This window comes from Ekhidna sp. (assembly GCF_965227465.1).
Taxonomy (GTDB): domain Bacteria; phylum Bacteroidota; class Bacteroidia; order Cytophagales; family Cyclobacteriaceae; genus Ekhidna.
The window spans coordinates 2,984,927-3,002,035 of record NZ_OZ245746.1 but is presented as its reverse complement, the minus strand read 5'-3'; the positions used below and the strand labels follow the sequence as shown (position 1 = coordinate 3,002,035).

The window sequence follows — 17,109 nt, the reverse complement described above, 5'->3', positions numbered from 1 at the left end:
ATTCGTAACAAATGAAGCGTAAGAAGGTCACCATTTTTCTTTATAATCGGTTATTCGATCCTTTGATACAATCCAATTTCTGGCTGTATATCAAAGACTACTTAAATGATACTGAAAGGTCAGTTGACTTCTATTTAATTACGTATGAGAATCCGTTATTTCCGTTAACAGATGAACAGCAAACCCTTGTTAATGAATGGGTGGCAGAAGGGTTAAAATGGAAAAGACTAAAATGGAATCCAGGAACTGGTATAGTAGCAAAAGCACTGGATATCATTCAAGGGTTTTTTGCCTTAACCACTTTGCGATTTCAGGGATATAAGTATGCATTGTCGCTAGGCTCTGTTGCCGGAACATTTTTATACCTCTATTCGCTTCTGCTCAGAAATAAATTTTTCCTTTATCAATTTGAACCTCATTCTGAATATGCGATTGATAACGGAATGTGGGCAAAAGAGAGTCTTCAGTATAAATTTAGTCATTATCTCGAACGGAAGGCAGCTGCACGAGCTAGTGTTATAGCATCAGGGACTCGGTTTATGGAGGAACGCGTTCGGGATGTTTGGAAGTTTGATACACCATTTTTTAAGATCCCGACGGTTGCTAATGACCAAAAATTTATCTTCTCTGCATTAGATAGAAAAAAGGTAAGACAGGAACTGGGAATAACTAATGATACCCACCTTCTCTTCTATCCTGGAAAATTTGGTGATTTATATTATCGAGAAGAGGCAGCTTTCATGTTCAAATGGTTGAAGGAGGAGATTCCGAACCTGCACTTTTTGATTGTTACACCGCACGAAGATGAAGAAGTCATTGCGCTATTTGATAATGCTAATGTGTCAAATGAGCAATATACCATTGCTCATTCTGATTATAAGGATATACATAGGTATTTTTCATCTGCCGATTTTGCGGTAATTTCAGTGCCTCCCGGGCCGTCAAAAAAGTTTATTTCAAATATTAAAGTAGGTGAATACCTATGTGCCGGCCTTCCTTTTCTAATCACAGAGGGAATATCTGAAGATTATCTTTATGCTTTAGAAAAGAATGTGGGTGTGGTGGTAAAGGATTTCGAAGAACCTTATATCAAAAAAGCAGCAAAAGAAATTCAGTTTTTTCTGGATAAGGATAAAAACGAATTACGAAAACATTGTAGAGAGGTAGGTCTGGAATATCGTGGGTTTAAAAAGTTGAATCTCATATTTAGGGACGCAATACAAGAGCTAGTAAAATGAAATTAGACGGAAAAAATATACTAATTACCGGCGGAACCGGATCCTTTGGAAAGGCTTATGCAAGCTATATTTTAGAACACTTTGATATCAATAGACTGATTATTTTTTCTCGTGATGAACAAAAGCATTACGAACAAAAAAGAGCATTTGCCCACTGGAGTGATCGTGTGCATTTTGTGATTGGAGACATAAGGGACCGTGAAAAGATCATGGGAGTGTGCCGCGGAATTGACATTGTCATCCATAGTGCTGCTATGAAGCACATGCCCATGGCAGAAGAGAATCCTATGGAAGCAGTAAAGACGAATATTCTGGGGAGTCAAAATTTAATTGATGCATGTATCGCTAATGAGGTGAAAAAGGTGGTAGCACTTTCTACTGACAAAGCAGCTTTACCCATCAATGTCTATGGAGGTACTAAGCTAATTTTAGAGCGATTATTTATGTCTGCTAACTCACTTTCCGAAGCAAAGACGATCTTCTCAGTGGTTAGATATGCAAACGTTTTTGGTTCGAAAGGATCAGTTATCCCTTTATTTATGAAGTTGAAGGATACTGGTGAGCTTCCCATTACCCATCCAGAGATGACTCGGTTTAGCATCACTATGGAAGAAGGAATTGATCTCATTCAATTTGCCTTAAATAAAAGTTTGGGCGGTGAGGTTATTGTACCAATAGCCCCTTCTTACAAGGTTGGTGATGTAGCAGAGGCGGTATGTGCTTCTTGCAAAAAACAGGTTATAGGCCCAAGAGTTGCTGAGAAAATGCACGAGATTCTGATCTCCGAATTTGAGGCAAAGCAAACCATTAAATCTGATGGTTTCTTCATAATAATGCCTGAGATAGGAATAAAGAGAGAGGAGTATGTGAAACACTACCAGGCAGAAGCATTTGAGCTTGAGGAATACAGCTCAGGTAAAAATTCTGATTTCCTCACGATCGAAGAAATAAAAAAGCAACTTCCACGATAGCTAATGAGCGAACCGCTAGTATCGGTGATCATGCCTGCCTATAACGCAGAAATGTATATAGCTGAAGCGATTCAGTCTGTATTAGATCAACACTACCCCAATTTTGAATTGCTTATTATCAATGATGGAAGTGTGGATAATACTAAAAAAGTCATAGACTCTTTTGATGATGCACGAATCAAATATTGTGAGCAGAAAAATAAAGGTGTGAGTACTGCCAGAAATGTTGGCTTGGATAACATGAAGGGTGATTTTTTTTGTTTTTTAGATGCTGATGATATGCTTACCAAATCATCATTAGAATCTCGAATCAGGTTGTTTGAGTTGGATAGTACTATTGACTTTGTGGATGGTATTGTTTTGTCATATGATAAAACAATGACAAAGACCATAAGTAAATGGAAACCTTCTTTTAAAGGCAATCCACTAAGCGAGTTGCTAAATCTAAATGATTCATGTTTTTTTGGAATTACTTGGATGATTAGGAGGTTGGAGGGGGTTATTTACAAGTTTGATGTAAGTGTGTCTTTTGCAGAAGACTTGTGGTTTTACATCAATATATCTGAAAAGGGTAATTATGCATATAGTGAGAGCACCTGCTACCTTAGGAGAGTTACATCTCAAAATTCGGTCAATAATATTCCTAATTTGGTACTTGGCTACAAAGAACTTTACAAGAGAATAAAAAAAAGCGGATTTCTGACAAGCGAACGTTTAAAAAAACTAAGATTTAAAGTAAAAAGTGTGATCATTAAGTCAGCATTAGGTAAAGGGAAGTATTTAATCGCACTACGAGAAATTATTAATGGTATGTAAAACTCCAAATTCTCATTTTAATACTAAAGAATAATCAATCATTATCCTCAGTGCTAGGATTAAGAGTGATTTTATGTTTTATAGTTCTTCTTTGAATTGATTTTTTTAAAGTTAGATAGAGCACTGATTATAAATCTTTCAATCATAAGCAATTGATTCTTAAAAATTTGGTTTGGGACTTTTCAGCAAAATTGATTAATCAATCAATATTTTTTCTTGTTTCAATAGTCCTAACTCGAATATTGGAACCCGAGGATTATGGGGTTTTTGGACTGTTACTTGTAATAATATCGCTTATCAAGGTTTTTGCTGAATCTGGCATGGGGGCCGGTCTAATTCAAACTAAAAGCGCTTCAACAGTCGCTCTTAGCACTGTCTTTTGGTTAAATGTATTCTTAAGCTTGTTTATTTATCTCATTGTTTACATGAGTGCTGATTTGTTTCAAGCATTTTATAACTATGAAGATCTAAAACTACTAATTAGAGTTGCTTCATTGGATATCTTATTATCCTCCCTCGGGTTTATTCAGAGGATTAAATTAGTCAAGGAACTTAATTTTCGGGTTCTATCAGTTATAAATGTGGTAAGTACTTTAATTTCTGCAATTGTTGCCATTTATCTAGTTCTGAATGATTTTAATATATGGTCACTTATTTTTCAGCAGTTAACTTTCACTTTTGTCCAGAGCTCAATGCTCCTGTTAAATTCTAAATGGTATCCAAGGTTTGAATTGAGCCTTAATAGTGTAAGTGGTATATTGAATTTCGGAATCAAGAAATTGGCGACAGATCTACTTTCTGTTGTCTTTACAAGATTGGATATTTTAATTTTCGCAAAATCTTTCAGTGCTTCAGCTGTAGGTTTTTATTCAAAAGCTCAATCTTTCGCAGGACAATTAGAGAGCTTGAGCTCAACGAGTATTCTGAGTGTTTTTTTTCCCGTCATTAGTAAATATCAAGGTAATAAGCCAAGACTGATAGATCTTTATCTTAATAGTTATCGTTCGATTTTATTGATTACACTTTCATTATCGGGAGTTCTTTATATATCTGCAGAATTTTTAATAGTTCAACTTTTTACTGCTAAGTGGAGCGCGTCAATAATTTTATTCAAATTAATTGTCATTAATAGCTACCTTAAGCCAACTGGGGCGCTTATGGTCAATTTAATGTTAGGAATGGGGTATGCTGGTTTGAACCTTAAACTGGAAATTATTAAAAAGATTTTACGCACTTTACCTCTTGCCGTAGCTGTGTTCGGGGGTATGAAAATGTTTCTCTTGGCAATGATTTTTCATGGAATAATAGCACAAACAATAAACATGTATATGGTAAATAAAATAATTCAGGTGAAAATACTTCAGCAATGGCATTCATTTATTGTGACCGCTATTCCAGCCATTGTTAGTGGGTTTGCCTGTTACTTTACCATTGGTAGAATTGATTCAATAATGGAATTTGTATTGTGTACAATTCAATACTTCATAGCCTTCATTCTGATAAGTTACATGACCAATAAAAATGCCTTGATATTTACCTTTTCTAAAATGAAGTCCATATTTAAAAAATGATACAAGTCACAAAACCTTTTTTACCACCGGAGGAAGAATATATTAGTTTTTTAAATGAAATATGGAAAAATAACTGGCTGACAAATGACGGCCCGCTACTTCGTAAGTTAGAAAATGAAATAGGCAGGAAACTTAATTCCCATTATTTACAGATCGTAAATAATGGGACAATGAGCCTTCAGCTTATTTTTCAAGCACTAGAATTAGAAGGTGAAGTTATTACCTCTCCGTTCAGCTATGTGGCAACAGTGAGTAGTTTAGTTTGGGAGGGTCTTGATCCAGTATTTTGTGATATCGATCCAGATTCTTGGAACATTGATGTGAAAAGAATCGAATCACTTATTACAAATAAGACTTCAGCAATTTTAGCAACACATGTATTTGGAAATCCCTGTGAATTAATTGAATTAGAAAGAGTTGCTAGGAAAAATAATCTAAAGTTAATCTATGACTCGTCTCATGCATTTGGAGTTAAAAGTAAAGGCCATAATATAGGATCCTTTGGAGACGCTAGTGCAACAAGCCTTCATGCAACTAAGCTCTTTCATATGGTTGAGGGAGGCATTATCGAAACTTCAGATAAAGATCTTTCAAACAAGATTAACTATATGCGAAATTTTGGACATAAAAATCCTCTAGAGTTTTATGGGCTAGGAATAAACGCTAAAAATTCTGAGTTCCATTCTGCGATGGGTCTTGCTTGTCTTCCTTATTTGGAAGAAATAATTGCCAAAAGGAAGAAACTTTATATGATCTATTTAGAAAAACTTGATGCTGTTACTTTTCAAAAAATTTCGGAAAATACTCAATATAATTACTCTTATGTTCCTGTGATTTTTGAATCAGAGAATGTTCTAAATAGTGCTTTAAGTGAATTAAATAAACATGAAATCTACCCACGAAGGTATTTCTATCCGGTATTGAATCAACTGCCATATGTAAAGTACTCGGAATGCGTTCACGCCGAAGACATTGCATCACGAATATTATGTCTGCCTACATATTTTGACTTAAATGAAACTGAGGTTGAAGAAATATGTGAAATTATTAATCAGGCAATAGAATGATAACAGGAATAATGCAGCCATATTTTGCTCCGTATTTAGGGTACTATTCATTAATGTATCATTCTGATAAGTGGATTTTCTTTGATACCGCCCAATACTTAAGAAAGAGTTGGATGAACAGGAACAGGATTTTGGTTGAACATGATAAGTGGGCGTATATAAGAGTTCCAATTCATAAACAAAGCCAGAAAACCTCGATTAGAGAGATAAAAGTAAATAACGATGTTAACTGGATAGATGAATTTGCTAACAAGTTGCATTTTTACAGAAAATACTCAGAATATTATTCTGAAATTTACGAGTTTTTAATGGAAACATTAAAATCTTCAACAAAAAATGAATACTTAGCCGAATTAAATATTGAAATTTCAATTGATATTCTTGATTATTTAGGAATATCCTTGGATTTTGAAGTTTTTTCCAAAATGAAATGCTTTCATGATATTGAATCAAAGGTTACTGGCCCTGGAGATTGGGCGCTTGAAATAACTAAGTTTTTGGGAGGAAATTCTTATGTGAATCCTCCTGGTGGCAAAGGCATTTTTGAAGTTAAAAATTTTATTAATAATGGTATTGATTTAAATATTTTAGAAAATAACCTTTCGTCATATTATCAATCAAATAGAAATTTTATACCAGGCCTTTCAATTATTGATTCGCTTTTTTTTAATGGAAAGAAAGGTACTTTTGATCTAATTAAAGATTATTCTCTTAAGAATCTTACAAGCATTTAAAGTTTATGAAAACAATGATCATTGGTCTGGGTCCAGACTATAATTATCCAGGAGATTTTCATCAATGGAAGTTGGATAATACACGGTATGCAAGTAATCATGGAGCTTCATTAATCTCAAGAGCTTTAATAAAACAGCTGGCTGCTGATTATGTTGATGATTTTTCAGATATAGATAACCTTAATCGCACATATGATGCTTGCGTAATAGCATTTGCAACTCATGTCACAAGTTGGAGAGATGTGTCAGAATATACTTCAGTGATTGAGAAACTAAAGATGCCGGTTCATGCTTTTTCTTTAGGAATTCAAGATTACTCTGGCTCATCAACAAGCGTAAATAATTTACATCCTTCAATGGTTAGATTGTTAGAAATTGTAAGTGATCGAAGTAAGTACATTGGGGTTAGAGGGAATTATACCGCAAGTATTTTATATAAACATGGCTTTTCCAATGCCGTACCAATTGGCTGCCCGACTCTTTATTGGCCAAATGATCCAAAATTCAAGATTACTAAACCTTCAACATTTAATAATCCTGCAGTTGTTTATCATAGAACTTTAGCAAGACCTGAGTTGCTTCATTTGATATCTAATATCCCTTTAATAGGTCAAGACTTTCTAGATGAGGTAGTTTTTACTGATAATCTGAAAGAAGACAAGAAATTATTAAATGCTGAACTTGCAGATATGAAAGCGCAGGGCGCTCATGATGAATTCATTAATCTAATTAAGAGTTATGGCTATTTTCCTGAAAATTTTGGAACCTGGTTTAAAAAAATTGGCGAGCACGATTTTATTCTTGGCTCTAGGCTTCATGGCTGCATTTCAGCATTGATTCGAGGTATACCGGCTGTTATGATTGCTAGGGACTTAAGAGTGCGAGAAATTTCAGAATTTTTCAAAATCCCTTTTGTACAATCTTCAAGGTTGCATAAGTATAAATCTCTTCAGGAATTATACGATGAATTGGACTTTGAGGGCTTCAATAAGTGTTATGAAATGAGGTTTAACAATTATGTTCATTTGCTAGAGGAGAACGGAATTAATCATCAAATAACATATTCCAACAAGAGTATGGATTTCGTATTTAATCAAAATGATTTGCTCACTGGAATCAAAATACTAAACCAGGATTTTAAGGAATTGCAACGCTATGAAAGTGCCTTGAAAACGGCAGAAATCATGCATAAGATTCTCAATAAATTACCTTTTGCAAAAAGTATTGGAAATCGATTGCTTAAATGATATGATTTCAGAAATTGGAGGATATTTTGAGCTGGAGTTGAAGAAAAGGGAAGCCCTTTATGGTAATCTTACCAAGCTAAATAGCGGTAGGCATGCATTTGAATATATTCTACAATCACTTGGTGTCAAAAAGATTTTATTACCAGCTTATAGTTGCCCCGTTCTCTTACAACCACTTAATAGATTGAAAATTCCGTTCGATTTCTATTCTATTGATAGAAACTTTAAACCTCTACTTAACAGGAAACCTGAGCCAAATGAATACCTTCTTTATTCTAATTTCTTTGGCATATGTGGGAGAGTGTGTAGTGATTTAAGTACAACTTATAAAGGTCATCTTATCCTGGATTTTGCTCAGGCATTTTATAATGAGCCATTAATCGATACCCCTGTCTTTTATTCACCTCGAAAGTTCTTTGGTCTTCCAGATGGTGGTCTCACTAATGTAATAGATTCTAAAATAGAATTAGATAATAGCTATTCGCATAATAGAATATCACATCTTATCTCGAGAATTGATTGTGGCGCTGAAAGCGGTTATCAAAATTTTAAATCAAACGAGGAGTCGATTGATAATTCGATAATGTTAAAAATGTCGAAATTGACTGAAAGACTCTATAGTCAAATTGATTTCAATAGTGGATTAGAGATAAGGAATCAAAATTTTTCGTTTTTATCAAAACATCTAAATGATATAAACGAAATTTCATTTGCCGGTAAATTTAATGCGCCTTTATGTTATCCGCTCTTAATACCTAATGGTGAAAAGTTCAGAAAAGAATTAATAAAAAGGAAGATATTTATCCCAACTTATTGGCCTGGAATTGATGAAAGATTTAATAAAGAACAGTTTGAAAAAAAATTACTTAATGACTTGCTTTGCCTGCCAATAGATCAAAGATATGGAAGAATGGAGATGGAATTTATTATAGAAAATTTGTTTTCGGTTGGAAAATTCAAATAGAAGACATTCGCACAAAAGAGATCCAAGGTTGGAAGAACTTCTATCCTTCTTGGAAAGAAAAATTGGACATATAGACAATGAACTTGTACAGGGTGATTTACCTAGCAAGCCAATTTTTTTTATTATGGGAGTGGCAAGATCGGGAACAACTCTTTTATCCCAGTTTCTAGCTGAGAACACAAATTTGTGTTATCCTAATAACATTCTTTCAAGATTTTACTTTTCGCCGATGTTAGGGAGTATGATTAGCCAAATTTTAATTGATTTTGATCATTTGGGAGAATTTCAAACAGAAAAAGATCAGAAATACTCCTCTAGATTGGGTAAAACCAGTGGGTTAAATGCACCACACGAATTCTGGTATTATTGGAGAAAATTTTTCAAGATTTCAGAGGATCAAAAATTGCTCTCCAGTGATGTTCAAGGGTTCACTCATGGATTAAAAAAAATTCAGTTGGCTCATGATGCTCCACTTTTCATGAAAGGAATGATTATGAATTGGAATATTCCTTTCTTGTATAAGAACATCGATAATTGCTTCTTTATTTTTATTAAGCGAGATATTTGTTTCAATACTCAATCAATACTTGAGTCAAGACAGGAATTCTATGGAGACTATGGGGAATGGTATTCTTTTAAAAACCCTGAATTTAAAAAGCTTGAGAAACTTAGTGCAGTTGAGCAGGTGTATAATCAAGTTTTTCTAACAAATAAGTCAATAAGCGAGGGATTGAATAAAATCCCCAATAATAATTATTTTGAAATAAGCTACGAGTCATTTTGTCAAAGCCCCCAAAAAATTATTGACTTTGTAACTAACATATGTGGGAGTGACTTGGCTAAATCTGATACAGATTCTGTAGAATTTGAAAACAAAAATTTTTGGAAAATTTCCCAAAAAATAAAAAATCAAATAGTCAGTTACCATAATTCTTTCACAGAATATTGATGAATAAGCCACTTTTATCCGTTTGTATTCAAACTTACAACCATGAGAGATATGTTAGCCAATGCCTGGAAAGTGTACTAAATCAAAAAACAGATTTTGATTTTGAAATAATCATAGGTGAGGATGAATCGACTGATGGAACTAGGACGATTTGTAAGGTATTCGAGGAAAAATATCCTAAAAAAATAAATCTATTCTTAAGGTCGCGCAAAGATGTTATTTACGTAAACGGAAGGCCTACGGGAAGATTTAACATGATTGCAAACCTTCAGGCTGCACGAGGAAAATATATTGCTCTTGTGGAAGGAGATGATTTCTGGACAGATCAAAATAAACTACAAAAACAGATTGACTTGCTTGAAAGTCGACCGGAACTTAGTTTTTGTTTTCATAATGTTCATACACTTGACCAGTCAACTCAAAAAATAAGACGTAATACTTCACTCGCTTATTCAATTAAGAAAACTACTTACGATCAACCTGATATAATTGCAGGAACATATGTTTACAACACGCTTTCCTTGGTTTTTCGAAATAACATTTTAATTCCTGAATGGTTTAAGTCTCTTCCTTATGGAGACAAACCATTGGTTAAACTACTTGGATTACAGGGCAGTGCCTATTTTTTCGAAGAAGCAATGGGAGTTTACAGGGATCATTCTCATGGAACTACAAAATCTAAAGAGTGGAAAGAACTATCGAAGAATCATGTTGAAAGCACACTTTTATTGTATTCTAATCTACTTCAAGAGGATACTAAGTATGTTGATCTAATAAGATTAAAAATTCATGAAATGCTTTTTCTAAAGCATATGAAGTCAAAACCGCTCATGTTTCGATTAAAATTTGCAATCAGAGGAAGAAGATTAATTAAATCTTACGCTAAAATTAGATACGCTAGTAATATTCATAGAGCGTGTTATTTTGGTGTGTTGGTAAGTTTTATATTGTTCGACAGAAGTATTGGGATCTTTAATCGATTTATATCTAAGCTAGGATTTCTTTAATACTTGTTTGGAATGATACTTATTAATCCGACTTTTTGATAAGGATAACAATGTATTCTCCATAATTTAGAGAGGGCTAGATTGTAGAAATTCCGGCAATTAATAAACCTTTATTGGAAGGTGATACAAAATAAAATACGTTTTATCGAATATAAAGCAGATTTATGGCCTTTCATTTATACTAACTGTACATTTGAAAATCAATTTGACTTTTTGCACTAAAAATTTCAATCGTATCGCTTCAACCTATCTAAAAAGAACCTATTTCAAACCTGATAGAACTAGATAGATTATCAAAACACGTAGGTCAATAGAAGTGAGAACTCTAATTATCATATTGTTTTTTTTTATTAATGGAACATTGTTTGCCCAATGTCCATCAACTGAATATACTATCGCCTCAGATTTATGCTTAAATCAAAGATTACTTATTTCTAACTCGACCATTAGTGGGGTGAATTATAATTGGGATTTTTGTGGGGAAGATTTATCAAATATTCCTACCGCATCATCTTTAGGTGCTAATGGTGCCTACAACTTAAGCTTTGACTTGGAGATCATGAACGATAATAATAGGTGGTATGGATTTATTAATAGTAGAAGTTCAGATGCCATATTACGTAATATATTTAATGACGATTTAAGGAGTAATCCTACTACCGAAAGCTTACCTAATACTAATTCAATAGTTGATCCCAATGGGTTTACTCTTTACCAAGTTGATGGTGAGTGGTATGGGTTAATGGTGAATATAGTCGACAGCCGATTAGTTCGTTATTCATTTGGGGACAGCCTATCAAACGAACCTACGGAGGAGCTTTTAGAAGGAATAGGGTTATATGAAGGCAATAATGATATTACCTCAGTAGTTGATGAAGACAGTATATATACTTTCGTGGCAGGTGATAATGCTGCCTCCCTTGTTCGTCTACGTTACGCTGGAACCAGCCCCTCGGTAATTAAATCGGATACGATACCTATTGCAGGTTATTCCGAGATTAATGATATTCAATTAATTAGAGAGTGCGATAGCTGGTATGGACTGATCACCTCATTTACCGATAGTAAAGTTTCAAAGCTAAGTTTTGGTACATCGTTGAGTTCCATACCATCACTCACTGATATTTCTGGTAGTTTCCCAAGTGCAACAAAGGCTGAGTTGGTAGTTGATGGGGCTGATTATTATGGTTTCGTTCAGTTAAGAGGAGGCGATCTTGTACGTTTAGATTTTGGTTCAAGTATGGTTAATATACCAGATGTAATCAACCTGGGTGACCTTGGAGTCCTATCATCGAATAGCTTTGCTTTTTCGATGGGGAAAGACAGCAGCGCCTGGACGGCCTTTGGGATTGGATTTACAAATAATAATTTATATCAGATCACTTTTCCAGATGATTGCAGCGCTTCTGTTGCAGAGAGTAGTGAATTTGAGCCTAATGGAGTGAGCTACAGTACCTCGGGAAGAAAATATATTACCCTTAAAGCGATAGATGCAGAAGGACATGTTGATTATTATCTTGATAGTGTAGATGTATCGATGGACATAGCTCCGGATATTGATTTTAACTTAAGTTCTTCACGTTGTATTACAAGCTCAATTACTTTCACGCCCACTATCACCGGTCTCACATCCTACTCATGGGATTTTGATGACGATGGGATAGAGGATAGCAATGAAGAAAACCCGCAAGTATTATTTGACACTTTGGGAGGACCAGGGACGTATCTTGTAAGAGTAGATGTAAACGATGGCACGTGTGACAATTTTTATGAAGAAGAAATTACCATCTACCCTGAACCGCCCACACCTACGTTAAACATAACCACGTCTGGAACATTTTGCACGAATAATGAATTTACGCTTACCAATACAACAGATGAAACAGGGTATGATGATGTATTGACGTATCAATGGGTGATCGATGGAGATACGGCAAATCAAAAAGACACAGTTTATACTTTTCTTTCTTCAGGGGTAAAAACTATCACACTTCAAAGTTTTGTCCCCGGGTGTAGTTCTACTTTGACAAGTCAGGATATTACAATCAATGAAGGGCCTGATGTGAGTTTTAATTATACTAACAATTGTTTTGGAGAACCTATTCAGTTTACTAGTGAAGTTATCGGAGCAGATATTACAGGTTATGCTTGGGATTTTGGTGATGGGGAAGGGACTAGCAGCCAATCAGATACTGTTTACCAATATTTATCCGCAGGGACATACACAGTCCAATTAACAGTAATGAACGGAACAGGCTGTGAGACGACTTATTCGGAAGAAATAGAAGTAAATGATGGACAATTAGCTGATTTTACAATAGGTGAAGCCATAGAGAATTTACCGACTGAATTTTCAGGTCTTGACTTAACTCTATCGAATGATTCAATTGTAAGTTGGAACTGGGACTTTGATGGACTTGGGACTAGTTCCTCAAAGGATGCATCTTTTACTTTCGATGAAGGGAGCTTTACCGTGACCCTAAGCATATTAACAGCTCAAGGTTGTGGTTTTCAGGTAGACAAACCTCTAAATGTCCTAGCCTCTTCTTGCCCTACGGGGGCGTTTACTTCCGTTGCTGATTTATGTATAGAGGGTTTATTGGAATTAACAAATTTGTCTGTTAATTCAAATTCTTACGAATGGGATTTTTGCCAAGGCGAGATTGAATTTGTGCCCTCAGCTCTTTCACTGCAAGAAAATACGGATTATAATGATGCTTTTGATATTGAAATAGTAGGAGATCATAATCTATGGTATGGATTTGTATCAAGCAGAAATGGAATTGGTAGTGTTTTGCGTTTGAATTATGGGGATAGTTTGAGTTCAAATCCTTCTGTTTCATCCTTAGAAAATAGTGTTGGAATTTCTGGACCTAACGGTATATCTTTTTACCAAGTTGATGGTGAGTGGTATGGGTTAATGGTGAATATAGTCGACAGCCGATTAGTTCGTTATTCATTTGGGGACAGCCTATCAAACGAACCTACGGAGGAGCTTTTAGAAGGAATAGGGTTATATGAAGGCAATAATGATATTACCTCAGTAGTTGATGAAGACAGTATATATACTTTCGTGGCAGGTGATAATGCTGCCTCCCTTGTTCGTCTACGTTACGCTGGAACCAGCCCCTCGGTAATTAAATCGGATACGATACCTATTGCAGGTTATTCCGAGATTAATGATATTCAATTAATTAGAGAGTGCGATAGCTGGTATGGACTGATCACCTCATTTACCGATAGTAAAGTTTCAAAGCTAAGTTTTGGTACATCGTTGAGTTCCATACCATCACTCACTGATATTTCTGGTAGTTTCCCAAGTGCAACAAAGGCTGAGTTGGTAGTTGATGGGGCTGATTATTATGGTTTCGTTCAGTTAAGAGGAGGCGATCTTGTACGTTTAGATTTTGGTTCAAGTATGGTTAATATACCAGATGTAATCAACCTGGGTGACCTTGGAGTCCTATCATCGAATAGCTTTGCTTTTTCGATGGGGAAAGACAGCAGCGCCTGGACGGCCTTTGGGATTGGATTTACAAATAATAATTTATATCAGATCACTTTTCCAGATGATTGCAGCGCTTCTGTTGCAGAGAGTAGTGAATTTGAGCCTAATGGAGTGAGCTACAGTACCTCGGGAAGAAAATATATTACCCTTAAAGCGATAGATGCAGAAGGACATGTTGATTATTATCTTGATAGTGTAGATGTATCGATGGACATAGCTCCGGATATTGATTTTAACTTAAGTTCTTCACGTTGTATTACAAGCTCAATTACTTTCACGCCCACTATCACCGGTCTCACATCCTACTCATGGGATTTTGATGACGATGGGATAGAGGATAGCAATGAAGAAAACCCGCAAGTATTATTTGACACTTTGGGAGGACCAGGGACGTATCTTGTAAGAGTAGATGTAAACGATGGCACGTGTGACAATTTTTATGAAGAAGAAATTACCATCTACCCTGAACCGCCCACACCTACGTTTGATTCCTCCTTTCCTGCATTATGTGAAAATGTTACATTCAACTTTACCAATACCATTGATAGTAGTGGCTACAACGGAATAATGGAATATCGTTGGTTCTTAAATGAATCTGAAATTTCTACAGATCGAGATTTGGAACTTTCCTTTGACACACCCGGAGAGAAGATCATAGGCTTGCAGGCGCATATTCCCGGTTGTGAATCTATAATCGTTCAAGATACATTTAACATTACTCCGGCTCCTATTGCAGATTTTCAGGCAGATACGATATGCCTTTCAGAAACACTTTTTCTGACAAATAATAGCTCGAATGCTTCTACCTATAGTTGGGATTTTGGTGATGGAGAAACTTCGACTCTGATCGAGCCCACCAAGGTATATGCCGATACAGGTACCTTTCAAATCACACTTGTTGCAATTGATGCGTCAGGAGATTGCAACGATACGCAAATCCAAACGGTACGAGTCAATAGAAACCCACCAACACCTACTTTTGATATAGAATCAATACCGTTTTGTATTGGGTCTGAGATTTCATTAAGCAACACCACTTCAGATGGCTCCTTTAATTCAGAGGTAACATATGTGTGGACCGTTACAGACCTGGGTGAGTTTACTAGCAAAGACGTTATTTTGACTTTTGCTGAATCAGGTCAGAAAAACATCCAGCTGAAAAGTATTTACCGATCCTGCGAATCAACAATTACTTCTCAGGTCATTGAGGTAAATGATCTACCAACCCCCAACTTCTCAGCAACTTCTGTCTGCCAGGATGAGTCTATGCAATTTACCAATCAAAGCACCAACGCAGTATCCTATTTTTGGGACTTTGGTGATGGATTTACCTCTACAAGTGAGAATCCAAGTCATGTTTATACTACAGCAGGAAACTATGATGTGAGTTTAACAGCAACCAGTGCAAATGGATGCGATAGCGAAATCACAATTGAAGTATCTGTTTCTGATATCCCACAAGTAAACTTCGATTTCGAGGTGCCTTGTAACACTGAGTCCGGTGTTTCTTTTACAGATTTAAGTACAGTTAATAATGCGGACATTGTAGGCTGGCAATGGTTTGTTGAAGGTGTTGAAGTTTCCACAGAGCAAAATCCGACATTGAACTTTGCTGAAACGGGTGTGATAAATGTATCATTGGCAGTTATCAGTTCTAACGGATGTGAGTCCACCTATAATGAGGATATAGAAATACAGCCATCACCTTCACCGGATTTCTCATCTACAATAGGATGTGTTGGAGAGGAAACCAGTTTCGATGATATGACGGTCTCTTCATCTACTATCATTTCCTGGTTGTGGTTCGTAGATGGTGTAAGTTATACGACTGAAAATGTGAGTCATGTATTTGATGATTTTGGAAGCTACGAGGTATCCTTAGAAGTCACCAGTCAAAACTTTTGTGCCGAATCTATTACCAAAACGATCGAAATCTTACAGCCTCCAACCGTAGACTTTAGCATGGACGGTGATTGTGACAATGTATTAATTGAAGTTTTAGATCTATCAACTGAGTTTAATGACCCGATCATCTCAAGGACCTGGAGACTGAATGATGAAGAAGTAGGAAATGGAAGCCTCCTGTACTTAAATCAGTTAGCAAGTGAGAGCTATACGCTGACATTGGAAGTACTAACCGAATCCGGATGTATTAGTAGTGTGTCACAGCCTTTAGAAATAAATGACTCACCTACATCATCATTTACTTCATCAAGAACTTATGGCCTACCAAACGATCAATTGACATTTACCAATACATCCGATGGAGCAACTGCATTCGAATGGTTGCTAAACGGAGAACCTGCAGGGAATGACCCGAATGCTGAGACTTACCTTTTCTCGGATGCAGGAACACATGTTATAGGGCTTGTAGCACTAAATAGCCTTGGTTGTGTAGACACAACAAATCAGGAAATATTGATTGAAGTTCCTGAAATCGACTTGTCGATTGGATCATTCGATTTGGTGCAGGAAAATAATACTGGCAAGATCTTTTTAGAGATTCAAAACCTCAGCAACCTTCCGGTGGAGTCATTCGAAGCACAAATTGTCCTTGAAAATCAATTTACGGTCACAGAGCAGATTAATACCTTCATTGACATAGGAGAAACAACTTTGGTTAGCCTGAACGTGGGTATTCCACTTGTCACTTCAGAGCCTGCCTATTTTTGTGTCAGCCTTTCCTCTCCCTATGTAGATTATGAAGACTTAAATCCCATCGATAACGAAAAGTGTTTGACAATCCAGCCAAAGGTCCGTGTAGAAGACCCGTTTCCAAATCCTGTTTCAGATGAATTTAGATTGAAGGTGATCGTTCCTAATGAAGGTGCTGTTAAGCTTACTTTGCTTAACTCAGCTGGGAAAATACAAACTGAACGGATTTACTCTGCCTCCACTGGGTTAAATAATTTCATTTTTGACATGAGCCTGCTAGATCCGGGCATTTATTACATCACCGTAGATGTTAATGGAGAATTAACTCAACGAAAAGTCATTAAACTTTAAAAACGAACATTCGTTAGGGTCTTTAATCAAT

General features: G+C 35.8%; 11 protein-coding genes. All 11 read left to right on the top strand.

Annotated elements, in window-relative coordinates; genetic code table 11:
- The first annotated feature begins 11 nt into the window (after positions 1-11).
- The 11 genes from ACO05G_RS13265 (at position 12) to ACO05G_RS13215 (ending at position 17,078) form a co-directional block, all read left to right on the top strand.
- Positions 12-1,238: a hypothetical protein gene (locus ACO05G_RS13265; protein ID WP_421763186.1), complete on the top strand. Its 1,227-nt coding sequence runs from the start codon at positions 12-14 to the stop codon at positions 1,236-1,238.
- Positions 1,235-2,209, top strand: a complete 975-nt coding sequence (locus ACO05G_RS13260; protein WP_421763185.1) for a polysaccharide biosynthesis protein — start codon at positions 1,235-1,237, stop codon at positions 2,207-2,209. Before ACO05G_RS13265 ends, ACO05G_RS13260 begins: the two co-directional genes overlap by 4 nt.
- 3 nt (positions 2,210-2,212) lie before the next feature.
- Entirely contained in the window at positions 2,213-3,025 is an 813-nt protein-coding gene (locus ACO05G_RS13255) for a glycosyltransferase family 2 protein (RefSeq protein WP_421763184.1), read from the top strand.
- Positions 3,026-3,177: 152 nt separating this feature from the next.
- Positions 3,178-4,596 (top strand): lipopolysaccharide biosynthesis protein, encoded by a 1,419-nt coding sequence (locus ACO05G_RS13250; protein ID WP_421763183.1) that lies wholly within the window; start codon positions 3,178-3,180, stop codon positions 4,594-4,596.
- Positions 4,593-5,663, top strand: coding sequence for a DegT/DnrJ/EryC1/StrS family aminotransferase (locus ACO05G_RS13245; RefSeq protein ID WP_421763182.1), 1,071 nt, complete (start codon positions 4,593-4,595; stop codon positions 5,661-5,663). Before ACO05G_RS13250 ends, ACO05G_RS13245 begins: the two co-directional genes overlap by 4 nt.
- Entirely contained in the window at positions 5,660-6,397 is a 738-nt protein-coding gene (locus ACO05G_RS13240; protein ID WP_421763181.1) for a WbqC family protein, read from the top strand. Before ACO05G_RS13245 ends, ACO05G_RS13240 begins: the two co-directional genes overlap by 4 nt.
- 5 nt (positions 6,398-6,402) lie before the next feature.
- A complete protein-coding gene (locus ACO05G_RS13235; RefSeq protein ID WP_421763180.1) occupies positions 6,403-7,644 on the top strand; it encodes a polysaccharide pyruvyl transferase family protein in 1,242 nt (413 codons plus the stop codon).
- Positions 7,610-8,608 carry a hypothetical protein gene (locus tag ACO05G_RS13230; protein ID WP_421765727.1) on the top strand — a complete coding sequence of 333 codons (999 nt, stop codon included), beginning with the start codon at positions 7,610-7,612 and terminating at the stop codon, positions 8,606-8,608. The genes ACO05G_RS13235 and ACO05G_RS13230 overlap by 35 nt, the downstream gene beginning before the upstream one ends.
- A gap of 49 nt (positions 8,609-8,657) precedes the next feature.
- Positions 8,658-9,557 (top strand): sulfotransferase, encoded by a 900-nt coding sequence (locus tag ACO05G_RS13225; RefSeq protein ID WP_421763179.1) that lies wholly within the window; start codon positions 8,658-8,660, stop codon positions 9,555-9,557.
- A complete protein-coding gene (locus ACO05G_RS13220) occupies positions 9,557-10,564 on the top strand; it encodes a glycosyltransferase family 2 protein (RefSeq protein ID WP_421763178.1) in 1,008 nt (335 codons plus the stop codon). The genes ACO05G_RS13225 and ACO05G_RS13220 overlap by 1 nt, the downstream gene beginning before the upstream one ends.
- Positions 10,565-10,880: 316 nt before the next feature.
- Positions 10,881-17,078, top strand: coding sequence for a PKD domain-containing protein (locus ACO05G_RS13215; RefSeq protein ID WP_421763177.1), 6,198 nt, complete (start codon positions 10,881-10,883; stop codon positions 17,076-17,078).
- Positions 17,079-17,109 lie beyond the last annotated feature (31 nt).